The organism is Mycolicibacterium sp. XJ879, assembly GCF_053483935.1.
This window is the reverse complement of sequence record NZ_JBEFTH010000005.1, coordinates 318684-341375: the sequence shown is the minus strand read 5'-3', so window position 1 is coordinate 341375 and position 22692 is coordinate 318684. Positions and strand designations below refer to the sequence as shown.

The 22692-nt window shown below is 67.0% G+C and carries 23 protein-coding genes; 14 read left to right on the top strand and 9 right to left on the bottom strand.

All coding sequences use genetic code 11. From position 1 onward, the window contains the following. Positions 1–2: 2 nt before the first annotated feature. The 3 genes from ABQF13_RS14520 to ABQF13_RS14510 all read right to left on the bottom strand — a co-directional run bounded on the left by ABQF13_RS14520 (position 3) and on the right by ABQF13_RS14510 (position 3086). On the bottom strand, positions 3–929 hold the full coding sequence (locus ABQF13_RS14520) for a carbohydrate ABC transporter permease (protein ID WP_448393443.1): 927 nt from the start codon (positions 927–929) through the stop codon (positions 3–5). Then, on the bottom strand, positions 926–2329 hold the full coding sequence (locus tag ABQF13_RS14515) for an ABC transporter substrate-binding protein (RefSeq protein ID WP_448393578.1): 1404 nt from the start codon (positions 2327–2329) through the stop codon (positions 926–928). Before ABQF13_RS14515 ends, ABQF13_RS14520 begins: the two co-directional genes overlap by 4 nt. Positions 2330–2558: 229 nt before the next feature. Continuing rightward, complete coding sequence (locus ABQF13_RS14510; RefSeq protein WP_448393442.1) at positions 2559–3086, bottom strand: YflT domain-containing protein; 528 nt, start codon at positions 3084–3086, stop codon at positions 2559–2561. A gap of 106 nt (positions 3087–3192) precedes the next feature. On the opposite strand from ABQF13_RS14510, the gene ABQF13_RS14505 reads away from it, so the two are divergent. Then, positions 3193–3816: a DUF4190 domain-containing protein gene (locus tag ABQF13_RS14505; RefSeq protein ID WP_448393441.1), complete on the top strand. Its 624-nt coding sequence runs from the start codon at positions 3193–3195 to the stop codon at positions 3814–3816. Between the two features lie 9 nt (positions 3817–3825). On the opposite strand, the gene ABQF13_RS14500 is transcribed toward ABQF13_RS14505, so the two are convergent. Further along, positions 3826–4782, bottom strand: a complete 957-nt coding sequence (locus tag ABQF13_RS14500; RefSeq protein WP_448393577.1) for an HpcH/HpaI aldolase/citrate lyase family protein — start codon at positions 4780–4782, stop codon at positions 3826–3828. Between the two features lie 25 nt (positions 4783–4807). Between ABQF13_RS14500 and ABQF13_RS14495 the strand changes: the two genes are divergently transcribed. From ABQF13_RS14495 to ABQF13_RS14475, 5 genes are all read left to right on the top strand, one after another. Beyond that, positions 4808–6100 carry a magnesium transporter MgtE N-terminal domain-containing protein gene (locus tag ABQF13_RS14495; RefSeq protein ID WP_448393440.1) on the top strand — a complete coding sequence of 431 codons (1293 nt, stop codon included), beginning with the start codon at positions 4808–4810 and terminating at the stop codon, positions 6098–6100. Further along, positions 6097–6609 (top strand): DUF1003 domain-containing protein, encoded by a 513-nt coding sequence (locus ABQF13_RS14490; RefSeq protein ID WP_448393439.1) that lies wholly within the window; start codon positions 6097–6099, stop codon positions 6607–6609. Before ABQF13_RS14495 ends, ABQF13_RS14490 begins: the two co-directional genes overlap by 4 nt. 124 nt (positions 6610–6733) lie before the next feature. Next, complete coding sequence (locus ABQF13_RS14485; RefSeq protein ID WP_448393438.1) at positions 6734–8161, top strand: lytic transglycosylase domain-containing protein; 1428 nt, start codon at positions 6734–6736, stop codon at positions 8159–8161. A gap of 35 nt (positions 8162–8196) precedes the next feature. Next, a complete protein-coding gene (locus ABQF13_RS14480) occupies positions 8197–9336 on the top strand; it encodes an Mrp/NBP35 family ATP-binding protein (RefSeq protein ID WP_448393437.1) in 1140 nt (379 codons plus the stop codon). Between the two features lie 54 nt (positions 9337–9390). Then, a complete protein-coding gene (locus ABQF13_RS14475) occupies positions 9391–10044 on the top strand; it encodes a VldE C-terminal domain-containing protein (RefSeq protein WP_448393436.1) in 654 nt (217 codons plus the stop codon). 7 nt (positions 10045–10051) lie between these two features. Here ABQF13_RS14475 and tatB read toward each other — a convergent pair whose 3' ends face one another. From tatB to sigE, 4 genes are all read right to left on the bottom strand, one after another. Next, complete coding sequence (gene tatB, locus ABQF13_RS14470; RefSeq protein ID WP_448393435.1) at positions 10052–10441, bottom strand: Sec-independent protein translocase protein TatB; 390 nt, start codon at positions 10439–10441, stop codon at positions 10052–10054. A gap of 1 nt (position 10442) precedes the next feature. Continuing rightward, positions 10443–11933, bottom strand: coding sequence for a serine protease HtrA (gene htrA, locus ABQF13_RS14465; protein WP_448393434.1), 1491 nt, complete (start codon positions 11931–11933; stop codon positions 10443–10445). 66 nt (positions 11934–11999) lie between these two features. Further along, a complete protein-coding gene (gene rseA, locus ABQF13_RS14460; RefSeq protein WP_448393433.1) occupies positions 12000–12395 on the bottom strand; it encodes an anti-sigma E factor RseA in 396 nt (131 codons plus the stop codon). Between the two features lie 75 nt (positions 12396–12470). Then, positions 12471–13241 (bottom strand): RNA polymerase sigma factor SigE, encoded by a 771-nt coding sequence (gene sigE, locus ABQF13_RS14455; protein ID WP_448393432.1) that lies wholly within the window; start codon positions 13239–13241, stop codon positions 12471–12473. Positions 13242–13417: 176 nt separating this feature from the next. Between sigE and ABQF13_RS14450 the strand changes: the two genes are divergently transcribed. The 7 genes from ABQF13_RS14450 (at position 13418) to ABQF13_RS14420 (ending at position 20215) form a co-directional block, all read left to right on the top strand. Continuing rightward, positions 13418–14077: an O-methyltransferase gene (locus tag ABQF13_RS14450; RefSeq protein ID WP_448393431.1), complete on the top strand. Its 660-nt coding sequence runs from the start codon at positions 13418–13420 to the stop codon at positions 14075–14077. A gap of 94 nt (positions 14078–14171) precedes the next feature. Beyond that, the gene (locus ABQF13_RS14445; protein WP_448393430.1) at positions 14172–14834 is read left to right on the top strand and encodes a TetR/AcrR family transcriptional regulator; all 663 of its coding nucleotides are present in this window, start codon (positions 14172–14174) and stop codon (positions 14832–14834) included. Then, positions 14809–15723, top strand: coding sequence for an ABC transporter ATP-binding protein (locus ABQF13_RS14440; RefSeq protein ID WP_448393429.1), 915 nt, complete (start codon positions 14809–14811; stop codon positions 15721–15723). Before ABQF13_RS14445 ends, ABQF13_RS14440 begins: the two co-directional genes overlap by 26 nt. Then, the gene (locus tag ABQF13_RS14435) at positions 15720–17336 is read left to right on the top strand and encodes an ABC transporter permease (protein WP_448393428.1); all 1617 of its coding nucleotides are present in this window, start codon (positions 15720–15722) and stop codon (positions 17334–17336) included. The genes ABQF13_RS14440 and ABQF13_RS14435 overlap by 4 nt, the downstream gene beginning before the upstream one ends. A 3-nt stretch (positions 17337–17339) precedes the next feature. Next, the gene (locus ABQF13_RS14430; protein ID WP_448393427.1) at positions 17340–18014 is read left to right on the top strand and encodes a methyltransferase family protein; all 675 of its coding nucleotides are present in this window, start codon (positions 17340–17342) and stop codon (positions 18012–18014) included. Positions 18015–18313: 299 nt separating this feature from the next. Next, a complete protein-coding gene (locus tag ABQF13_RS14425) occupies positions 18314–19597 on the top strand; it encodes a DUF222 domain-containing protein (RefSeq protein ID WP_448393426.1) in 1284 nt (427 codons plus the stop codon). Between the two features lie 39 nt (positions 19598–19636). Next, positions 19637–20215, top strand: a complete 579-nt coding sequence (locus tag ABQF13_RS14420) for a DUF4126 domain-containing protein (RefSeq protein ID WP_448393425.1) — start codon at positions 19637–19639, stop codon at positions 20213–20215. Here ABQF13_RS14420 and glgC read toward each other — a convergent pair. Next, complete coding sequence (glgC, locus tag ABQF13_RS14415) at positions 20212–21426, bottom strand: glucose-1-phosphate adenylyltransferase (RefSeq protein ID WP_448393424.1); 1215 nt, start codon at positions 21424–21426, stop codon at positions 20212–20214. The two genes, ABQF13_RS14420 and glgC, sit on opposite strands and share 4 nt — an antisense overlap. A gap of 91 nt (positions 21427–21517) precedes the next feature. Here glgC and glgA point away from each other — a divergent pair, with 91 nt between their 5' ends. Then, positions 21518–22681 carry a glycogen synthase gene (gene glgA / locus ABQF13_RS14410; RefSeq protein ID WP_448393423.1) on the top strand — a complete coding sequence of 388 codons (1164 nt, stop codon included), beginning with the start codon at positions 21518–21520 and terminating at the stop codon, positions 22679–22681. The last annotated feature ends 11 nt before the right edge of the window (positions 22682–22692 follow it).

Genomic DNA, 22692 nt, shown 5'->3' with positions numbered 1-22692 from the left:
CATCAGCGTCGCTCCTCGTCGGATCCCGGCGCCGACGCCCCGAAGATCTTGATGTAGATGAACGCGATAATCGCCACCGACAGGAAGATCAACACCGAAATCGCCGAACCCAGGCCGAGATTAAACGCCTTGAACAGGTTGTCGTAGCCGAGGATCGATACGGATCCGGTGTCGTTGGCACCGCCGGTCAAAATGTAGATGTTGTCGAAGATGCGGAACGCATCCAAGGTGCGGAACAGCAGTGCCACAAGGATGGCCGGTTTGATCAGCGGGATGATCACCTTGACCAGACGTTTCCACGCGCCCGCACCGTCGACCTGCGCGGCGTTCAGCAGGTCCTGAGGCACCAGCGCCAGACCGGCCAGCAGCAGCAGCGCCATGAACGGCGTCGTCTTCCACACCTCGGCCAGCACGATGATCGCCAGCGACGGGATCTGTTGGGTCAGCGGCGCACTGCCCTCGGGCAGCAAGTTGGCCAGGTAACCGGTGCCCGGCGTCCACGCGTAGTACCAGCTGTAGGAGGCCGCGACCGTGACGATGCCGTAGGGCACCAGAATCGCGGTGCGCACCACGCCTTTTCCGAAGATCGTACGGTGCATCACCAGCGCGAGCGCCATGCCGAGGACGAACTCGATCGCGACTGACACCACCGTGATTGCCAGCGTCACCGCGAACGCTGTCCACCAGTAGCGGTCGGTGAGGACGGTGACGTAGTTCTCCAGGCCCACGAACGACGTGTCATCCGGGGTGGCGAGGTTGTAGCGCAGCAGGCTCAACCACACCGCGTAGCCGATCGGGTAGGCGGTGACGGCGAGCATCAGCACCACCGCGGGCGAGATCAGCCAGAACGCCAGCCGCCGCTCGGATTTGCGGTCGTCGGTGCCGGTGGCCGCGGCGGTGCGCGATGCGGTCGGTGCCGTCGCCGTCATGGAATCAGCCCCTTACCGTCGATGGCTTTCTGCACCTGCTCGGCAAGTTCGTCGGCCGTACGCTCCGGGTCGATGTCGGTGATCGGGGCTAGCGTGGCCGACATCCGCATCGACACCGACTGGTAGACCGGCGTCGCCGGTCGAACCGCGGCGTTGGTGAGTTGGTCGCGGATGATCTCGTACTGCGGATACTTGGCCTGGAACGTCGGATCGTCGTACAGCGACGCGCGCACCGCGGGCAGCCCCCCCTCCACCGAGGTGTAGCGCTGGTTCTCGATGTTGCGCAGGCAGCGGATCGCCTCGAACGCCTCCTTGCGATGCTGGGTCGTCTTGGCGACCGCGAGGTTCAGCCCGCCCAGCGTCACCTTGGCCGGTTCACCGGGTACGACACCGGGATAGTGCGCGAACCCGAATACATCCTTGCTGGCCGCGTAGGCGGCCTCGAACTGCTCGTCGGTCGGCGAGAAGGTGCCGACGTCGGTGATGGCGTCCTGCAGATCCGGGCGTTCGTCGAGCGGCAGGAAGCTCACACCGCCCTTGACGGCGTTTTCCAGCAGCGACGGCAGGACGTAGGGCCAGTTCACCTCCAGTGCGGCTTTGCCCTGTTCCAACGCCAGCCGCGCGGTGGTCTCATCGGTCTGGGTGATCGACGGATCGGCGCCCGGCGCGGTAGCAACGTCCTTCATAATCTGCAGCGCCTTGACGGTGGCGGCCCGATGTTCGGGGGTGTCAGTCAGCGTGACGGTCTCTCCGTCTTCGGAAAGCACCTGACCGCCAGCGCTTTCCAGCAACGTGTTGAACCACACCACCAGGCCTTCGTACTGCTTGCCCTGCACAGCGATCCAACTCGGCTTGCCCGCTGCGTGCAACCGCGTCGCCTCCGCGACCATGCCGTCCCAGGTCGTCGGCGGTTCGTCCATCAAATCGGCGCGGTACCAAAGCAACTGGGTGTTGGTGGTGATAGGCGCCGCGTAAAGCTGGCCCTCCCACTTGGCCGTCTCCAGCGGACCGGGCAGGGTGTTGGTGGTGGCGTCGGCCTCAGCCAGCCCGGACGGATCGTCGGAAAGCGGTAGCGCCCAACCGGCCTCGGCGAACTCGGCTGTCCACACCACGTCGAGCGCCATCACGTCGAGCGTCTTGTCGTTTCCGGTCAGCCGCCGAGCCAGCTGCAACCGCTGATCGTCAGCCCCCTTGGGCAAGCTCATCTGCCGGACGGTGAACCGGCCGCCGAACTGTTCGTTGCAACGCTCGGCGACCGCCGTGAAGGTCTGCGCTTCGTTAGCCGGCGTGTAGTAGTTGATGACGATTCCGTCGCTGTCAGAACCGCACGCCGCCACGGTTGACGCCGTCGTCAGCGCGGCCAACGCCGCAGCACCCACACGCACGTAGGGGACGCGCACCACCCGCCTCCAGTCCGCGTCGATGTCACCGCCACCTCGATGGTCCAATGCCGTCGCCGAAGCGACTCCGGCGGGAATCTCCGCGCGCAAACCGTATTGCGAGTTATGCGTGATTGCAACACCATGGGTGCGCGCGTCGCCCACCGTTACGCAATTGCGAACGTGCGCAAACTCGGCTAAGCAGACGGCGTGTCGCCCGCAAACACGCACGCTCGCGCCGAGGAGGGGATCAGATCGTCAAGCGCGCCAGCAGATCCCGGCCGTGTTCGGCGTTCTGCGGATCACACAGCACATCGTAGCGGCCCGCCACCAATTGCAGCGTCGAGCTGAAATCTCTTGTGCCGCGCGCCATCGCGTATGGGATCGCTGAGGTGATCAACCCGAAGAAGACACCGGCGATCAGACCGGTGGCCAGTGCACTCCACGGGTTGGGGCTGAAGAAGCCCAGGATCAGACCGATGAACAGACCCAGCCAGGCGCCCGTCAGCACGCCCCCGCCGAGCACCTTTGGCCATGTCAGTCGACCGGTGACACGTTCGACCTGCATCAGGTCCACGCCCACGATCGTCACCTGCTGCACCGGGAACTCTTGGTCAGACAGGTAGTCGACGGCTCGCTGCGCCTCGGCGTACGTCGGATACGACCCGATGGGCCAGCCTTTCGGTGGTGTGGGCAGGGGTGGCGGGGCACCACGTCCCACCCTCGGCGTTCCCGGCGTCGGGCCGGGGTTCGGTCCAGGTTGAAACGGGCTGGTCATCGGTTTTCAAACTCCTTAATCATGCGCCTGATCAGGTAATTCTCCTATCCTGGTCAACGCGTGAGCGGCCACAATCGTGCCAGGCATTTGCGCTAGGTTGAACAGCATGACAAATCCCGGCGAAGACTCAGGAGAAACCACGCCATCCGGTTCGTCCGAGCCGACGCCGGTCGAGCAGGCACCGCACCAGTCGACCGAAACGCCGTCGGAAGCGCAAGAGCAACCCGAATACCCCCCGCCGCCGGCCTTCAGCCCGCCGGATGAGCAGTACCCGGGTCCACCGGGCTACGACCCGTCGTCGGCCTACCCCTCCGGCTATCCACCGCCGGGCGGCTATCTCCCGCCACCGCAGTACCCCACGTACCCGCCGCCGCCTCCGCCGTACGGAGCGCCGCCGCCGCCCTACGGGGCGCCCCCACCTGGCTACGGGCCTCCGCCGGGCTACGGAGCGCAGGGATACGGGCCGGGCTACCCGGCGCCCGGATACGGCGCACCTGGCCAGAAGGTCAACGGGATGGCGATCGGCTCGCTGGTGGCCTCCGTCATCGGCGTCATCCCGTTCCTGTGCGGGATCGGGTCGATCATCGGCATCGTGCTCGGAGTCATCGCGCTCAACCAGATCAAGACCTCCGGTGAGGGCGGACGCGGGATGGCCATCGCCGGTATCGCGATCGGCGCCGTGACGTTCCTCATCAGCGTCGTCACGGGCATCGCGTTCTTGAGTGCTTGACCCTCGCCGTCAGGACGGCGGCTGAAACGGCGGCTCCCTGCGGACCATGCCCGCCGCGCGACCCTTACCCGCGATCACCAGCGCCATCTTCCGGCTGGCCTCGTCGATCATCTCGTCGCCGAGCATCGCTGCGCCTCTCGCGCCGCCCGCACGCGAGGTGTGCCATTCGTAGGCCTCCAGGATCAGCTCGGCGTGGTCGTAGTCCTTTTGACGGGGGCTGAAAATCTCGTTGCCCGCGGCGATCTGGTCGGGATGCAGCACCCATTTGCCGTCATATCCCAGCGCGGCCGACCGGCCCGCCACCCGGCGGAACCCGTCGACGTCGCGGATCTTCAAGAAGGGTCCGTCGATGGCCAGGATGCCGTTGGTGCGCGCAGCGATCAGGATCCGCATCAGCACGTGGTGATGGGCGTCGCCGACGTCGTATCCCTCGGGCTGCTCGCCGACCTCGAGGGTGCGCATGTTCAGGCTGGCCGCCATATCGGCCGGGCCGAGCACGAGCGCCTGCACTCGCGGGGCGGCGGCGATCGCGTCAATGTTCGTCAGCCCCTGCGCATTTTCGATCTGCGCCTCTATCCCGATGCGACCCACGGGCAGCCCGTGCGTCGTCTCCAGCTGGCTCAGCAACAAATCCAGCGCCTCGATATGCGAAACGTCAGTCACCTTGGGCAGCACGACAATGTCGAGCGCGGCACCGGCGCCCGCGACCACGTCGATGATGTCGGCGTGGGTCCACGGTGTGGTCCAGTCGTTGACCCGCACCCCGAGCAGTTGGCCGGACCAGCCGGGCTCGGCCAACGCGGCCGCGACCGCGGTGCGTGCGTCGGCCTTGGCCTCGGGCGCGACGGCGTCCTCCAGGTCGAGGAACACTTCGTCGGCGGGCAGTGACTTCGCCTTCTCGATCATCTTGGCGCTGCTGCCGGGAACGGAAAGCACTGTTCGGCGGGGTCGATACCGGTTTTCCACAACCACACTCTCTACCCTTTGACTCATGGCGGCGGTGAACAGGGTCTATGCGGCCCGACTCGCGGGGATGGTGGTACTGGGCCCCGACGGTGAGTCCATCGGCCGCGTCCGCGATGTGGTGGTCAGCATCAGCATCGTGCGCCAGCAACCGCGGGTACTCGGCCTTGTCATCGAACTGCTCACGCGCCGAAGGATTTTCGTTCCGATCCTGCGCGTGACCGCGATCGAGCCGGGTGCGGTGACGCTGTCGACCGGCAGCGTATCGCTGCGCCGGTTCGCCCAGCGCCCGGGCGAGGTGCTGGTACTCGGCCAGATCATCGAGACCCGGGTCCGCGTCGACGATCCCGAGCTGTCGCATTTGGCCGGAATCGACGTGATCGTCGTCGATCTGGGCATCGAACAGACCCGCACCCGCGACTGGGTGGTCACCAAGGTGGCCGTGCGCCCGCAGCGCCGGCTGGGCCGCCGCAGCAATGTGCACGTCGTGGACTGGCGTCGGGTGCAGGGTCTGACGCCGTCGGGTCTGGCAATGCCCGACCAGGGTGTGGCCCAGCTGCTCGACCTGTTCGAGGGCCAGCGCGCGGTCGAGGTCGCCGAGGCGATCCGCGAGCTGCCCGCCAAGCGGCGCTATGAGCTGATCAACGCCCTCGACGACGAACGCTTGGCGGACGTGCTGCAGGAACTGCCCGAGGACGACCAGACCGACGTCGTCAAACGGCTTCCGGCGGAGCGCTCCGCCCGGGTGCTGGAGGCGATGGACCCCGACGACGCCGCCGACCTGCTCGGCGCGATGAACCCGTCAGAAGCCGAACACTTCCTGCGTCGAATGGACCCCGAGGACTCCGAGGACGTGCGGCGGTTGCTGTCGCACTCCCCCAACACCGCGGGCGGGTTGATGACCTCCGAACCCGTCGTCCTCGCACCCGACACCACCGTCGCCGAGGCGCTGGCCCGGGTCCGCGACCCCGACCTGACCCCGGCGGCGGCGTCGCTGGTGTTCGTGACGCGCCCCCCGACGGCCACGCCGACCGGCCACTACCTGGGTTGCGTGCATCTGCAGCGGCTGCTGCGCGAGCCCCCGGCCGAACTAGTCAGCGGCATCGTCGACACCGACCTGCCCAACCTGGCGCCCGAGGACTCGCTATCGGCGGTGACGCGGTATTTCGCCGCATACAACCTGGTGTGCGGGGCCGTCGTCGACGCGGAGAACCACCTGCTCGGAGCGGTGTCGGTGGACGATCTCCTCGACCACCTGCTGCCTGAGGACTGGCGCGACACCGAGGAGCCCGAACTGTCCGGCGCCGAGGGGGCGACATGACCGAGCCCACGAGCCGCGGACGACTGGACACGCCGCTGACGTCACGCCGCTTCGGCTTCAACTACGACCCCGAGGCGGTCGGGCGGGTCAGCGAGTCGATCGCCCGGTTCCTGGGTACGGGCCGCTATCTGGCGTGGCAGACGATCCTCGTGGTCGTCTGGATAATCCTGAACTTGTTTGCTGTCAGCCTGCGCTGGGATCCGTATCCGTTCATCTTGCTCAACTTGGCGTTCTCGACGCAGGCCGCCTACGCCGCACCGTTGATCCTGCTGGCGCAGAACCGACAGGAAAACCGCGACCGCGTCTCGCTGGACGAAGACCGTCGTCGCGCCTTACAGACCAAGGCCGACACCGAGTACCTGGCCCGTGAGCTGGCCGCCCTTCGGCTGGCCGTCGGCGAGGTCGCCACCCGCGACTACCTGCGCCGCGAACTCGACGAACTGCGTGAGATGCTCGCGGCGATGCAGCAGTCGGCCACCACTGCCCACGACGACGACACCGGTCGTTGAAGGGCACCGAGCGGCGCGCCGCGACAGAAAGCTTGCATCGGCTAACGCCATTGCTGTAACAACTCCGTTATCGACTAGGTATGGTGACCTGGTTCACAAGCGATCGCAGAACAAGGACGGTTGAGTGCACATCAGAGGAGTCGCCGCCCTCAAAGCCGTGCGGCGCCAAGCAGGGCGCGTACTTCCCAAGTCGGGCCTGGGTGTGCATGACGCGATCTCTCCGCCGCGGGTACGGGCGGGGATGGCCATCGCCATCATCACCCCGGTCGTTCTCGCCGGCAGCGTCGGCGCGTCCGCCCAGTCCACGCGCACCCAGGTGCGCGACGCCGCGGTGACGCCGCTCGCCGCCGTCGCACCCGCACCGGACACCCGCAGCGGCGCGTCCGTCGTCGCGGTCACCAAAGCACCGTCCCCGTTCCACATCGCCTCGACCTCGGTGTCCTCTCCCCCGCCCGCCGCAGTGGTGAATTCACCTGGCGCACTCGGTATCCCGGGGATGGCGTTGTCGGCGTACCGCAACGCCGAGCGGATGATGGCCGTCGCGCAACCCGAGTGCGGCGTCAGCTGGAACCTGTTGGCCGGTATCGGCCGCATCGAGTCGATGCACGCCAACGGCGGCGCCACCGACGCCAGCGGCACGGCGGTCAGCCCGATCCTCGGTCCGGTATTGGACGGCACGCTGCCCGGTAACGAGGTCATCGTTCAGAGCCGCACCGCCGACCGCGTCACTTACGCCCGCGCCATGGGGCCGATGCAGTTCCTGCCGGGCACCTGGGCGCGCTATGCGTCCGACGGCGACGGCGACGGCAAGGCCGAGGTGCAAAACCTTTTCGACTCGACCCTGGCGGCCGCGCGTTACCTGTGCAGCGGTGGGATGAATCTGCGCGATCAGTCCCACGTGATGGCCTCGATCCTGCGCTACAACAACTCGGTGGCCTATGCCCGCAACGTGCTCGGCTGGGCCGCGGCCTACGCCACCGGTGTGGTCCCGATGGATCTGCCGCCGATCACCGGTTCGGTTCCCGCGCTCAGCGAGACCGGTATGGAGCACCTCGAAAGCCTCGAAAGCTACGAAGGGCTGGGCCCCGGGCTGCCGCTCAACGCGCTGGCCTTGCCCGAGAACGACCCGATGGCGTTGATGTCGCTGTTGCAGCGCGACAGCGTCGCCAACCAGATCACCAGCGTGCCCGGTTTCGCACCGGGCCAACAGCTCGGACCGCTGCCCGGCCCGGTGCCGCAGCTCACCCCGAAACCGCAGGCGCCGGCTCCGCCGCCGTGGACCCCGCCGTGGATGCAGCCGCAGCAACCCGAGTGCGCGGTGTTCTGCATCGAGGACAACGTGCCGCCGCCCCCGCTGCAGCCGGCGCTCGGCGCACCCGGGCCCGCCGTGGCGCAGCCGATGCTTCCGCCCGCACCGCCTCCGCTGGGGGCGCCGCCGGCGCCCATGCCTGCAGGCCCGGCAGCACCCGTCGCGCCGGGACCCGCGCCCGGGCCGGCCCCTGGCCCCGCTGGGCCCCCAATGCCGGGACCACCGCCCGGACCGGTGGGTTAACCACGAATTTCGGGTCGCGCCTAGACTCGGAGGCGATGTCCGGACCTGAGCTTGAAACTGCGGTTCGTGCCGCGCTGGCCAAGGTGATCGACCCCGAACTGCGGCGGCCGATCACCGAGCTCGGCATGATCAAGGACGTCACCGTCGAAGCCGACGGCGGCGTGCACGTCGAGGTGTATTTGACCACCTCCGCGTGTCCGAAGAAGACCGAGATCTCCGATGACGTGCGCCGGGTGGTCGCCGACGTGCCGGGCACCGGCGCGGTCAAGGTCAGCCTCGACGTGATGAACGACGAGCAACGCACCGAATTGCGCAAGCAGCTTCGCGGCGACTCGCGCGAACCGGTTATCCCGTTCGCCCAGCCGGACTCGCTGACCCGGGTCTACGCGGTCGCCTCCGGCAAGGGCGGTGTCGGCAAGTCGAGCGTCACGGTGAACATCGCGGCGGCCATGGCCGCGCGCGGGCTCTCGGTCGGCGTGCTCGACGCCGACATCTACGGCCACTCCGTGCCGCGGATGATGGGCACCACCGACCGTCCGACCCAGGTCGAGTCGATGATCCTGCCGCCGGTCGCCCACGACGTCCGGGTGATCTCGATCGCGATGTTCACTCAGGGCAACACCCCGGTGGTGTGGCGCGGGCCGATGCTGCACCGTGCGCTGCAGCAGTTCCTGGCCGACGTCTACTGGGGCGACCTGGATGTGCTGCTGCTCGACCTCCCGCCGGGCACCGGGGACGTCGCCATCTCAGTGGCCCAGCTGATTCCGGGCGCGGAGATCCTCGTCGTGACCACCCCGCAGTTGGCGGCCGCCGAAGTCGCCGAGCGCGCCGGAGCGATCGCGCTGCAGACGCGTCAACGCATCGTCGGCGTCGTGGAGAACATGGCCGGGCTCCTGCTGCCCGACGGCACCACCATGCAGATCTTCGGAGAGGGCGGCGGAAAGCAGGTCGCCGAGCGGCTGTCGCGATCCGTCGGCGCCGACGTCCCGCTGCTGGGTCAGGTGCCGCTCGACCCGGCGCTGGTGACCGCGGGCGACTCCGGTGTGCCGCTGGTGCTCTCGGCGCCGGACTCGGCCGCCGGTAAGGAGTTGCGGAGTATCGCCGAGGCGCTGTCGAGCCGTAAGCGCGGGCTGGCCGGCATGTCGCTGGGTCTGGATCCTGCTGGCAGGCAATAACGGTCGCGTGTCCGATGTCAAAGATCGCCACGGGTCGTCCAATGCGGCGTTACAGTGCTGTTCGTGGGTAAAGATCGGTTAGCCAGCGGGCGCCGCCGGTCGTTGGCGCTGGCCGCCTCGATCGTCGTGGCCGCAGGCCTGTTCTATGCCCAAACCGCCGAACATCCGCCCCAGACCCCGGCGGCCTCCGTTCCGCCCGGTGAGGTCGCCGAACCGCCCGCGCCACCACCCCCGCCGGTGGACACACCCACCGAGGCTGAGTTGATGGCGGCCAGCGCGCCGGTGGCCAGCGCCGCGGTCACCTTCGAGTTACCGCCCGGCGTCGCGCCCGAGGAAGGGTTGCAGGTCAACACCATTCGGGTGGCCAGGGCGCTGTCCGTGCTGTTCCCGGAGATCACCAGCATCGGCGGCTACCGGCAGGACCCGTTGAAGTGGCATCCCAACGGGCTGGCCATCGACGTGATGATCCCCAACCACGGCAGCGAAAAAGGTATCGAGCTCGGCAACCAGATCGCCGGGTTCGCGCTGGCGAACGCCAAACGCTGGGGCGTCATCCATGTGATCTGGCGGCAGGGGTTCTATCCCGGCGTCGGCGCCCCGAGTTGGACCGCCGACTACGGCAACGAGACCGCCAACCACTTCGACCACATCCACATCGCCACCAACGGCGGCGGATATCCGACCGGGGACGAGAGCTACTTCATCTGACGCGGGCTCAGGTGGCGTCGGTGTCGTACGGCGTCACCGAAGGGGGCGGCGGTGGGTGCGGGGTGGGCGCCGGTGAGCTGACGGGCTTTTCGACCGCAGGGCCGTCAAACCGCCCGGTAAACAGGGAGTCGTCACCGTCGAGCAGGTGTTTGGTGATCGCGGCCCGCGGCGACATCCCGCGCAGCTTGTTCAGCTCGCCCAACGGCTCTCGCAGATCGTCGAACTCGGGTCCGAGGTCCTCCCGCAACTGCGTGGTGGCGCCGCTGATGTAGTCGCGCGCCTGCCGCAGCGCTGACGACGTCCAGCGGATCGCTCCGGGCAGCCGTTCGGGTCCCAGGATCACCAAACCGGCGATGACCAGGATCAGCATTTCGCCCCAGCCGACGTTGGCGAACATGTCAGACGGTGTTGTCTGGGATCGGGGTGATCGTCAGCGTGACGGGACGACCGTCGCGCAGCACCTCGATCGGGGCCGGCTGGTCCACCTGAAGCTGGCGCACCGCGACGACGAACTCGTCGGCGTCAGCGACCTTGCGGTCACCCACCTTGACGACGACGTCGTTCTCCAGGATGCCCGCACGCTCCGCGGGGCTGCCGGCCTTGACGTTGGCCACCTGCGCCCCCGATGCCAGCTCGTTGCTCACCGAGCGCGCTGTCAGACCCAGCGTCGGATGGGCGATCTTGCCGTCGCGGATCAGCGTCTCCACAACGGATTTCACTTCGTTGACCGGAATCGCGAAGCCGAGCCCGCTGGCGCTCTCCGACAGCGACTTGCCCGCGGTGTTGATACCGATGACGTTGCCGTCCATGTCGATCAACGGTCCGCCGGAGTTGCCGTGGTTGATCGGCGCGTCGGTCTGCAGACCGTCGATGACGGTGTCGGTGTCGGAGCCATCGCCCGACAGCGGCACCGGTCGATTCAGCGCGCTGATGATGCCGGCGGTCACGGTGCTGCGCAGCCCCAGCGGGGCGCCCGCGGCGATCACCTCATCGCCGACCTCAAGCGTGTCGGAGTCGCCCATCTTGGCCACGGCGAGGTTGTCGACGTTGTCGACTTTCAACACGGCCAGGTCGGTTTTGGGGTCGCGCCCAACCAGGTTGGCGGGCACTTCCTCGCCGTCGTTGAACACCACAGTCATCTTGTACTTGCTCGGGTTGTTGGCGGCCTCGGAGATGACGTGGTTGTTGGTGACGATGTAACCACGCTCGTCGACCACCACACCCGAGCCCTGCGAGCCCTCCTGATCGCTTTTCGCCTCGATGGTGACCACCGAATCTGCGACCGCCGCAGCCACTTTGGCGAACCGGCCCTCGGGCGGCTGGCCGGTGTCGCTGGTGTTCAACGTCACCTTCGACGTCGTGAACGCCTCGGTCACCTCGGCCGTCGTGCGTCCGACCCAACCGCCGGCGAATCCGATCACTATCGCGGCGATGCCGAGAACCGCCAGGGCCACATAGGAGACCCTGCCGCCAAACAACACGTCGCGCACGCTGAGCCTGCCCATGCTGACGCTGACCGGTGCGTGCGGGGCTTCCTGAAGCGCGGGCGTGCCCAACGCCACCGGAGCCGCCGGATCGCGCCACGGATCGGCCGCCGGGTCGGCGCCCTGTCCGTCGCGTTCGGCCTCCAGCGCGCCGACGTCGGCGGGATGCCGCTGCAGCGAGTCGACAGCCGGGTGCGGACGGGCGAACGCCTCGGCCAGCACCGGGTCCGGCGTGCGGTCCTTCGGGGTGAACTCGGATTGATCGCGGAAGCGGTCCTGGCCTACGAAAGATCCGCTGACCCCGTCGGGGCGGCCGAACACACGTCGCGCCGCCGGATCGACCGGCGGACGCGAGACGGGGCGCGGTTCGAGGCGCTCACGGCCGGACTGGTCCAGATTGGTCACCCGTTTATCACCCCTGTGGAAGCGCCCGCTGCCTCAAACGCAGGCCGCTGTCGTGTCCGCACCACCCTACCGGCGCTTACGCCGAGACCGCGTTGCGTCTCCAGCAAACTGCGTCGGCTCGGATTCGGCTGGCGGTTGATGGGGAGCAGAACGCGGGATCTCCGATAACAGGCCCAACAACTCCGTCGGCACGACGATCGGATGCGAATCCCGCAACGCCGCACGCGCCTGACGCTGGGCGTCCACCTCGGCCGCGCACTGCGGACACATCGACATATGGCTGGCCGCGCGCAGGTGAGCGTTCATCCGTAGCTCACCGTCGACGAACGCGGCGATGGCCTCGGTCGAAAGGTGCTCAGTGGAACTGAACTGGCGCGGCCCGACCGGTGCGTCGCTCTGCGACGCGAACTGAGAAGGCAGCCAGGAAAACGCCCGACGGAACACATGTCCCCGGTCGACCATCACCGAGCTCCTCTCGTTTCGCTTGTCGGTGCTTACTCGAATGTAGCGCGGCGGGTGCGCTTAGACCTGCAAAGGTCAGGCGGTTTTGGCCGTCTGGTCGCTGTGCTTGGCCAGATATTCGCGCAACGCCTGGCGTCCGCGGTGGATGCGGCTGCGCACGGTGCCGAGCTTGACGTCGAGCGTGGCGCCGATCTCCTCGTAGGACAGCCCCTCGATATCGCACAGCACGACCGCCGCACGGAACTCCGGCGGCAGCGAGTCCAGGGCGGCCTGCAGGTCGGGGCCCAGCCGCGAGTCGTGGTAGATCTGCTCGGGGTTGGGGTCCTCGGCGGGCACCCGGTCGTAGTCCTCGGGCAGTGCTTCCATGCGGATGCGCCCGCGCCTGCGGACCATGTCGAGGAACAGGTTCGTGGTGATGCGGTGCAGCCAGCCCTCGAACGTGCCGGGCTGATAGTTCTGCACGGACCGGAAAACCCGGATGAAGGTCTCCTGCGTGAGGTCCTCGGCGTCATGCTGGTTGCCGGAGAGCCGGTAGGCCAGGCGGTACACCCGGTCGGCGTGCTGACGCACCAGGTCATCCCACGACGGCATCGTCGACTTGTCACCGGTGGCGTCGAAGATCGCGGTGCCGGTGGGCTCGTCGGACGGCTCCACCCACGTCCCATCGGTGTACTGCTCGAGGTGGGTCTCGAAATGGGTCATGGAAACCGGAGCGCTGGGCGCACTTGAAATGATCGTCACTTCCTCCTGGTCACAGCCGTCATCACGAATCGACGGCTCGATATCGGCGTAAACGTCCAAATTGCGGCGCGTATTCCCGGAATGCCAGCGTGTGCCGTCGTCCATGGGCAATACGGTCTCCGACCCTGGTGTGGTTCGCATATGAGCAAACTGAACATTTCCTGAGAATGCTTTCTACCCATTTTTCACCTGCGAGAACCGGGTTGCTGCGGGCGAATACTACGGTGTCGGCCCGGGCGTGTCGGGGGTCGGGCGGCGTCGGTTGGCTCTACGCTGCGGGCATGGCGGGCACCGACGACAGCAGCGGTCAGCAAAGCCGCGCTGAGTCGATCGTCGCGCACGCCGAGCAGTCGATCTCCGAGGACGCGATTGTCGCGGCCGCCCGCGATCGCGCCGACGACATCGGTGCCGGCGCGGTCACCCCCGCCGTCGGTGCACTGCTGTGTGTGTTGGCCAAGATGACCGGCGCCAAGGCCGTCGTCGAAGTCGGCACCGGCGCAGGCATCAGCGGGCTGTGGCTGCTGTCGGGCATGCGTGAGGACGGCGTGCTCACCACCATCGATGTCGAACCCGAACATCAGCGCATCGCCAAGCAGGCCTACACCGAGGCCGGTATCGGACCCGGCCGCACCCGGCTGATCAGCGGCAGGGCGCAGGATGTGCTCACCCGGCTGGCTGACGAGTCCTACGACCTGGTGTTCATCGACGCCGATCCGGTGGATCAGCCTCAGTTCGTCACCGAGGGCGTGCGGCTGCTGCGCCCCGGCGGTGCAATCGTCGTGCACCGCGCCGCCCTCGACGGTCGCGCCGGGGATGCGCGCGCCAACGACGCCGAGGTGACCGCGGTGCGCGAGGCCGCGCGGCTGATCGCCGAGGATGAGCGGCTCACCCCGGTGCTGATCCCGCTGGGCGACGGCCTGCTCGTCGCCGCACGCGACTGATTTTTTGCGATTTGTGTGCGTCTTGTTGCGCTCAGCGCGGCTGGACGCACACAAACCTTGACCCCTGACTAAACGTGCGTTTAGTGTATTGAACATGCGTTCAGTGCCTGAAGATCGCACGGCTGTTGCGAGAATCCGCGATGCCGCGATCGACCAGTGGGGTCAGCACGGCTTCCAGGTCGGCCTGCGGGCCATCGCCGAGGCGGCGGGCGTCTCCGCGGCGCTGGTGATTCACCACTTCGGATCCAAGGAGGGCCTGCGCACGGCGTGCGACGACCACATCGCCGAGGAAGTGCGCAGCGGCAAGCTGGAGTCGATGCGCGCCAACGATCCCGCGACGTGGTTTGCGCAGCTGGCCGAGATCGAGTCCTACGCCCCGCTGATGGCCTACCTGGTGCGCAGCATGCAGTCGGGCAGCGAGCTGGCCAAGACGCTGTGGCGCAAGATGATCGCCGATGCCGAGGAGTACATCGCCGAGGGCGTCCACAACGGCGTCCTCAAACCCAGCCGCGATCCCACCGCCAGGGCCAAGTACATGGTGCTCAGCGGCGGCGGCGGGTTCCTGCTGTACCTGCAATTGCACGACAACCCAACCGATCTGCGTGCGGTGCTTCGCGACTACAGCGAAGAGATGATGCTGCCCGCTCTCGAGATTTACACCGAGGGCGTGATGGCCGACTCCACCATGTACGACGCGTTTCGCAGCCGGAACCAATCCCAGGGAGGGGCACATGACTACGACGTCGCCACGAGCTGAGCGCCCTGCAGTCGAAATACACGGACTGGAAAAGCATTTCGGAAGCACCAAGGCCCTCGACGGCCTGGACATGGTCGTCGAACCGGGCAGCATCGCGGGATTTCTGGGGCCCAACGGCTCGGGTAAGTCGACCACCATCCGCGTCTTGCTCGGGTTGTTACGCGCCGACGGCGGCACGGTGCGGCTGCTCGACGGGGATCCGTGGCACGACGCGGTGGCGCTGCACCGTCGGATCGCCTACGTACCCGGTGATGTGACGTTGTGGCCCAACTTGACCGGCGGCCAGGCGATCGACTTTCTGGCCAGCCTTCGCGACGAGTTCGACACCAAACGTCGCGACGAGTTGATCGAACGCTTCGAGTTGGACCCCGACAAGAAGGCCCGCACCTACTCGAAGGGCAACCGGCAGAAGGTGGCGCTGATCGCGGCGTTCAGCACCAACGCCGAGCTTTACATCCTCGATGAACCAACCTCGGGCCTGGACCCGTTGATGGACAAGGCGTTTCAGCTCTGTGTTCAGGAGGCGGCCGACAAGGGCTCATCGGTGTTGCTGTCCAGCCACATCCTCGCCGAGGTGGAGCGCCTTTGCGATTCGGTGACGATCATCCGAGCCGGCGCCACCGTTCGATCCGGGCGTCTGGCCGAATTGCGACATCTGATGCGCACGACGGTGCAGGTGCGCACCCGCTCGCCCGTCGACGGCCTGCGTTCGGCTCGGTTCGTGCACGACTTCGCCGTCGACGACGGCCTGAGCACCTTCTCGGTCGACCGCGACGATCTGGACCACGCGATGAGCCAGTTGACCACGCTGGGTATCGACGAACTCACGGTGTCTCCTGCCTCTCTGGAGGATATGTTTCTGCGGGAATATCAAGGGGCCCAACGATGACCGCCGTTGCGACCGCTGTTGGCGCTCGTCATGCGCATCAGACGGGCTCCTCGCTGACCGGTCTCGGCCGGCTCATCGCCCTGGCGCTGCGCCGCGACCGTATCCGGCTGCCGGTGTGGATCGCGGCGCTGACGCTCACCATGTGGTACACCCCCTCCGCTTTCGAGCTGGCCTATCCGGAGGAAGCCGACCGCATAGCGCGGGCCAACCTGATCAAGACTCCGGCCGGGATCATGTTCAGCGGACCGATGTTCGGGCGCAACGAGACCGACATCGGAGCCATGTTCGCCAACGAGGTCATGCTCAGCGTTATCGTCGCCGCCTCGATCCTGGCCATTCTCACCGTGGTACGGCACACTCGTACCGAAGAGGAAAGCGGTGCATCCGAATTGGTGTTGGCAGCACCGGTCGGACGGTATGCCCGAACCGGCGCGGCGATCCTCGTCGTCGCCGGGCTCAACGCGGTGCTGGCGGTGACGATGACCGCCGCGACGGCCGCAACCGGCCTGGCGCTGGTCGACTCCGCGGCGGTGAGCTTCGGCATCGCCGGGGTGGCAATGGTGTTCGGCGGTGTGGCCGCGGTGACCGCGCAGCTGTGGCGCACGGCGCGGATGGCCACCGGGATGGCGATGGCGGTGCTGGCCGCCGCGGTGGTGGTCCGGGGGGTCGGCGATGTGATCGAACATTCGGGCAGCGCGCTGAGTTGGTGCTCCCCGATCGCCTGGGCCCAGCAGATGCGGGCGTTCGTCGATCTGCGGTGGTGGCCGCTGGCCATGCTCGTCGCGCTGGCCGGCGCACTTCTGGTGGCGGCCGCCGTGTTGCAACGGTCCCGCGAGTACGACGCGGGAAGGCTGCCGTCCGGCGGTACGCATCCCGACGCCCCGCCGATCCGCGGTGTCCTAGGGCTGGACCTTATGCAGCAACGCGGCCAGGTCATCGGCTGGTCGATCGGATTGTTCTTGGCCGGCCTGTCATTCGGGTCGTTGACCCAGTCGCTGTTGGACATGGCCGAGGAGAACGAGTTGGTCGCCCAAATGCTCTCCGCGCAGGGCAACGACGGCATCTACACCTCCATGACACAGTTCTTGGCGGCCGCGGCGACCGCGTTCGTCGCGATCACGGTGTTGCGGCTCAACGCCGACGAACAGTCGGGCATCGCCGAGGCCGTGCTGGCCGGATCCGTATCGCGGTGGCGCTGGCTGCTTTCGACGGTGGCGGCTTCGCTGGTCGGTGCATTCGTGTTGCTCTTCAGCGCCGGTTTGGGCAACGGATTGGGCGCCGGTATCGCGCTCGGTGAACCCGACGCCGTCGTCCGACTGACGCTCGCCGCGTTGGCGCACCTTCCGGCGATGGCGGTGATCGCGGGTATCGCGGCGATCGCATTCGCACTGCGCCAGGTTTGGATCACCTGGCTTGTCGTCACGTTCGTGATCGTGTCGCTGTATCTTGGTGCGCTGCTACGCCTTCCGCAGTGGCTGCTGGACCTCTCCCCAGTGGGTCAAACGACGGCGCCGATGGATGTCCCCGTGGCGGCGATGGTGGTGATGGTCGTCGTCGCCGGGTTGCTGACGCTGGGCGCGGGCCTGATCTACCGCGGGCGCGACGCGGTGTGATCTATGAAGATTGCTTTTCAGGTGCTCGCCTCGGCCGTCTTCGGCGTCGTGTTCTTCGGCGTGGGGTTGTTCTGGCCCGCCGGCACCTTCCACTATTGGCAGGCTTGGGTTTTCATCGCGGTGTTCGTCGTTGGGACAATGGGCCCCACCTTCTACCTGGCGGTGCGGATGCCCGATGCGTTGCGCCGGCGCATGCGCGCGGGGCCGTTCGCCGAAACCCGCACGGTGCAGAAGCTCATCATCACCGCGACGATCCTGTCGGTCCTCGCGGTCCTGGTGATCAGCGCACTCGATCACCGGTTCGGCTGGTCGAGCGTGCCGACGGCGGTGGTCATCGTCGGCAACGCGCTGGTGTGGGTGGGGCTCACCCTCGCGCAGATCGTGGTCATCCAGAACAACTACGCCGCGGCGACCATCACGGTCGAAGTAGAACAGAAGCTCGTCTCGACGGGCCTGTACGGCGTGGTTCGTCATCCGATGTACTCCGGGACGCTGATCATGATGATCGGCACGCCGCTTGCGCTGGACTCGTATTGGGGGCTGGTGACCGTGATACCCACCGTTGCGATGCTCGTCTTCCGGATCCTCGACGAGGAGCAGGCACTACGCACCGAACTCGTGGGCTATGACCAGTACACCGAGAAGGTGCACTACCGGTTGCTGCCCTGCGTCTGGTGAGCGCGGACCGGCGCCAGCCAATGCGCGCCCCGCAACCGGACACAACTGGCGTGCGTAAGGCCACGGCGTGGCAGTGGCACCGGCGTGCGTCGGGTACCGAGACGCGCGCATCGAAATTTTGCCCCGTCCGTCCGAAGCCTCCGAGTACGACGGCGACTTTCCGTCGCATCGCTTTATTCAGGCTCGGCGGTGGCCGATATCACCGCCGTCAGCTCAGGTGGCCAGCCGCGCCTGCTTAGTTGTCCACAGCCCGCGAACTCCTCGCGAAAGTTGTCGCCTTGTGCGTTATACTCGAACGTATGTTCGACACTTTGGCAGTCCTCGACACCGACGCCGATGAGGCGACGCTGGTCGAGTGCATCGCCGAACTCGAACACTTCAAGTCCGTCGCGGCCGCCGGGCAGGCCAGACTCACCGCCGCACTCGACCAGAAGCGCCGCGCCCGCGAGGAAGCCGAAGGGATTCCTACCGCCAAACGCTGCCGCGGTCTGGCCAGCGAGATCGCGTTGGCTCGGCATGATTCGCCGAATCGCGGCAATCGCCATCTGGGTTTCGCCAAGGCGCTCGTCTACGAGATGCCCCACACGCTCGCTGCGCTCGAGGCAGGAACGCTGTCGGAATGGCGGGCCACCCTCATCGTGCGCGAGTCGGCCTGCTTGACCGTGGAAGACCGCGGGAAGCTCGATGCGAAGATGTGCGCGGATCAATCCGAACTCGAAGGCAAGGGCGATAAGCGAATCGCCGCCGCGGCGAAGGCCATTGCCTACGAACTGGACCCGCAAGCGGTCGTCGACCGCACGGTGCGTGCCGAGCGGGAGCGCACCGTGACCACCCGTCCAGCACCCGACAACATGGTCTATGTGACCGCGCTGCTGCCGCTAACCCAGGGCATCAGCGTGTATGCAGCGTTGCGACGGCAAGCCGACACCACGTTCGATAACCGCTCGCGCGGCCAGGTCATGGCCGATACGCTCGTCGAGCGCGTGACCGGCCAACCGGCCGACGTTCCGACGCCAATCGCGGTCGACCTCGTCGTGACCGATGAGACCCTGTTGGGCGACGACCAGACTCCGGCGCGGGTTCCGGGATACGGGCCGATTCCGGCCGCAATCGCGCGCCGCTTGGCCAGCCACGCGATCGCCGACGAACGCTCCAAAGCCACGCTGCGCCGCCTGTACCGTCACCCGTCGTCCGGTGCGCTGGTCGCCATGGAATCCCGGGCCCGGCTGTTCCCCAAAGCCCTCGCAAAGTTCATCGCCTTCCGCGATGACACCTGCCGCACCCCATACTGCGATGCCCCAATTCGACACATCGACCACGCAACCGCCCACGCCGTGGGTGGACAGACTAGCGAGCTGAACGGTCTCGGCGACTGCGAAGCCTGCAACTACGCCAAGGAAGCCCCGGGTTGGCGGGTCACCACCCGGCGGGATGAAGACGGCACCCACACCTCCGAGATCACCACTCCGACCAAGGCCCGCCACAGATCCAAGGCGCCACCACTGCCCGGCTCGCCCCGACCCCCGGCGAGCAGCATCGAGATCGCCTTCGCCGACGTGTTGGCGTGGCGCGACGCTGCCTGATTCGCAGGCCGTGGTAGCGCGTGCGCCCATACTGTCCCCATGGAAGTGCTGACCGGGCTCGGGTTGGCCACCGCGGCCGGGCTCAACGCCTACATCCCGTTGCTGGCGCTTGGCTTGTTGTCCCGGTTCACCGATCTGGTCGCGCTGCCGCAGGGCTGGGCCTGGCTGGAGAACGGTTGGGTCATGCTGATCGTCGCGGTGCTGTTGGTGATCGAGGTCATCGCCGATAAGGTGCCCGCACTCGACACCGTCAACGACGCCGTTCAAACGTTCATCCGGCCGACGTCGGGCGGCATCGTGTTCGGTTCGGGCACCGCCGCACAGACTTCGGCGGTCACCGATCCCGGCGCGTTCGCCCAATCCGGTCAATGGGTCGCTGTGCTCATCGGTGTCGTTGTGGCACTGGTGATTTCGCTGACCAAATCCACGGTGCGCCCTGCCGCCAACGTCGCGACCGCCGGGGTAGCCGCCCCGGTGCTGAGCACCGTCGAGGACGGGGTCAGCTTCGGCCTGGTCTTCGTCGCGATCCTGGTGCCCGTACTTGTGCTCGTGGTGGTGATCGGTTTGGCCTGGGCGGCCGTGCGGTTACGACGCCGACGCCGACCAACCGAGGCTTAGATCCAGACGCCCTTGCCGACCGCCACCACACCGCCGGCGCTGATCGCGAACCGTTCGCGGTCCTTGTCGAGATCGACGCCCACCATCTCGCCAGGACCCACCACGACATTCTTGTCGAGGATGGCATGGCGCACCACCGCGCCGCGACCTATCCGCGTTCCGGGCATGACCACGCTGCCCTCCACGATGGCCCCGTCGTCGACAACGACGTTGGACGACAGCACCGAATTGCGAACGGAGGCAGCCGAAACGATACTGCCGGCACCGACCACCGACTCCTGCGCCGAGCCGCCGTTGACGAACTTCGCCGGTGCCAGCATCTCCATCTCACCGCGGATCGGCCAGCGCTTGTTGTACAGGTTGAACACCGGATGCACCGACACCAGATCCATATGCGCGTCGTAAAACGCATCGAGGGTTCCCACGTCACGCCAGTAGCCGTGATCGCGTTCGGTGGCGCCGGGGACCTCGTTGTTGTTGAAGTCGTAGACGGCGGCCATCCCGTCGGTGACCAGCCGGGGAATGATGTCGCCGCCCATGTCGTGGTCGGAGTGGTCGTCCTCGGCGTCCGCGCGGATCGCGTCGATGAGCACCTTCGTGGTGAAGATGTAGTTGCCCATCGACACGAACGCCTCGTCGGGATTGTCCGGCACCGAGGGTGGGTCCGCTGGTTTCTCCACGAAGGCACGGATCCTGCCCGACTCGTCGGCGTCGATGACACCGAACGCGGTGGCCTCGGTGCGCGGCACCCGGATACCGGCGACCGTCGCGCCGGCGCCGCTCTCGATGTGGAAGCGGACCATCTGCTCGGGGTCCATCCGGTAGACGTGGTCGGCGCCGAACACGACGATGTAGTCGGGATCCTCGTCGTAGATGAGGTTCATTGACTGGTAGATGGCATCGGCCGAACCCGTGTACCACCGTGGGCCCAGCCGCTGTTGGGCGGGCACCGGGGTGATGTACTCACCCGCCAGACCAGACAGTCGCCAGTTCTGCGAGATATGCCGGTCCAGTGAATGCGACTTGTACTGGGTCAGTACACAGATGCGCAGATACCGGGCGTTGACGAGATTGGACAGCACGAAGTCGATCAGCCGGTAGGCACCACCGAAGGGAACCGCCGGTTTGGCCCGATCAGCGGTCAGCGGATACAACCGCTTGCCCTCCCCGCCGGCCAGGACAATGCCCAGCACGTGTGGCAATTCCCTCATATTCCAAACCTATCGGCCGATTCTCTTCACTGCCAACACCCACGTCGACATCAGGCTGCAGCGGTGAGCGGCCGTCACTATCGTCGATCCCATGCGGGTGGCGATGATGACCCGGGAGTACCCGCCCGAGGTCTACGGCGGGGCCGGGGTGCACGTCACCGAACTCGTCGCGCGACTGCGCCGACTGTGTGAGGTCGACGTGCACTGCATGGGTGCGCCCAGGACCGACGCCGTCGTCGCGCAACCCGATCCCGCCCTGTCGGGCGCGAACCCAGCGTTGTCGATGCTGTCCGCGGATCTGGCAATGACCAACGCCGCGGCGCAGGCCACCGTCGTGCATTCACACACCTGGTACACCGGGCTGGCCGGACATCTGGCGTCGCTGCTCTACGGCGTCCCGCACGTGGTGACCGCGCATTCACTCGAGCCGATGCGGCCGTGGAAGGCCGAACAGCTCGGCGGCGGCTACCGGGTGTCGTCGTGGGTGGAGAAGACGGCGGTGGAAGGCGCCGACGCGGTCATCGCGGTCAGCTCCGGCATGCGCGACGACGTGCTGCGCACCTATCCCGCGCTGGATCCCAACCGAGTCCACGTAGTGCGCAACGGCATCGACACCGACGTCTGGTATCCGGCGGTGCCCGACGCGCGCGAGTCGGTGCTGGCCGAGCTGGGTGTGGACATGTCGCGTCCGATCGTGGCGTTCGTCGGACGCATCACCCGGCAGAAAGGCGTCGCCCATCTGGTCGCCGCGGCGCACCGGTTCGCGCCAGACGTTCAGCTGGTGCTGTGCGCCGGGGCTCCCGACACCCCCGAGATCGCGGCGGAGGTGACCGAAGCCGTGCAGGATCTCACCGGCGCGCGCAGCGGCGTGTTCTGGGTCCGAGAAATGCTGTCGGTCAACAAGATCCGCGAAATACTGTCGGCTGCAACCGCGTTCGTGTGCCCGTCAGTGTATGAACCGCTGGGCATCGTCAACCTCGAAGCGATGGCATGCGGGACGGCGGTGGTGGCTTCCGATGTCGGGGGCATCCCCGAGGTGGTGGCGGACCGCGAGACCGGCCTGCTGGTGAGCTATGACCCGAACGACCCTGCGGGCTTCGAGGAACGGCTCGCCCAGGCGGTCAACGAGCTGGTGGGTGATCCGGACACGGCGCGCCACTACGGTCAGGCAGGCAGGCAGCGGTGCATCCAGGAATTCTCCTGGGCGCATATCGCCGAACAGACGCTCGAGATCTACCGCAAGGTGTGTGCGTAGACCCGGGCGGA

Bases quoted from the DNA above. Each gene is read 5' to 3' on its own strand.
- ABQF13_RS14495 (WP_448393440.1), top strand. From the start codon at position 4,808: ATGGCGGCGGTGAACAGGGTCTATGCGGCCCGACTCGCGGGGATGGTG.
- ABQF13_RS14425 (WP_448393426.1), top strand. From the start codon at position 18,314: ATGTTCGACACTTTGGCAGTCCTCGACACCGACGCCGATGAGGCGACG.
- ABQF13_RS14435 (WP_448393428.1), top strand. From the start codon at position 15,720: ATGACCGCCGTTGCGACCGCTGTTGGCGCTCGTCATGCGCATCAGACG.
- ABQF13_RS14450 (WP_448393431.1), top strand. From the start codon at position 13,418: ATGGCGGGCACCGACGACAGCAGCGGTCAGCAAAGCCGCGCTGAGTCG.
- ABQF13_RS14430 (WP_448393427.1), top strand. From the start codon at position 17,340: ATGAAGATTGCTTTTCAGGTGCTCGCCTCGGCCGTCTTCGGCGTCGTG.
- ABQF13_RS14490 (WP_448393439.1), top strand. From the start codon at position 6,097: ATGACCGAGCCCACGAGCCGCGGACGACTGGACACGCCGCTGACGTCA.
- ABQF13_RS14505 (WP_448393441.1), top strand. From the start codon at position 3,193: ATGACAAATCCCGGCGAAGACTCAGGAGAAACCACGCCATCCGGTTCG.
- ABQF13_RS14520 (WP_448393443.1), bottom strand. From the start codon at position 929: ATGACGGCGACGGCACCGACCGCATCGCGCACCGCCGCGGCCACCGGC.
- glgA (WP_448393423.1), top strand. From the start codon at position 21,518: ATGCGGGTGGCGATGATGACCCGGGAGTACCCGCCCGAGGTCTACGGC.
- glgC (WP_448393424.1), bottom strand. From the start codon at position 21,426: ATGAGGGAATTGCCACACGTGCTGGGCATTGTCCTGGCCGGCGGGGAG.
- rseA (WP_448393433.1), bottom strand. From the start codon at position 12,395: ATGGTCGACCGGGGACATGTGTTCCGTCGGGCGTTTTCCTGGCTGCCT.
- sigE (WP_448393432.1), bottom strand. From the start codon at position 13,241: ATGGACGACGGCACACGCTGGCATTCCGGGAATACGCGCCGCAATTTG.
- tatB (WP_448393435.1), bottom strand. From the start codon at position 10,441: ATGTTCGCCAACGTCGGCTGGGGCGAAATGCTGATCCTGGTCATCGCC.
- ABQF13_RS14510 (WP_448393442.1), bottom strand. From the start codon at position 3,086: ATGACCAGCCCGTTTCAACCTGGACCGAACCCCGGCCCGACGCCGGGA.
- ABQF13_RS14440 (WP_448393429.1), top strand. From the start codon at position 14,809: ATGACTACGACGTCGCCACGAGCTGAGCGCCCTGCAGTCGAAATACAC.
- ABQF13_RS14480 (WP_448393437.1), top strand. From the start codon at position 8,197: ATGTCCGGACCTGAGCTTGAAACTGCGGTTCGTGCCGCGCTGGCCAAG.
- ABQF13_RS14445 (WP_448393430.1), top strand. From the start codon at position 14,172: ATGCGTTCAGTGCCTGAAGATCGCACGGCTGTTGCGAGAATCCGCGAT.
- ABQF13_RS14420 (WP_448393425.1), top strand. From the start codon at position 19,637: ATGGAAGTGCTGACCGGGCTCGGGTTGGCCACCGCGGCCGGGCTCAAC.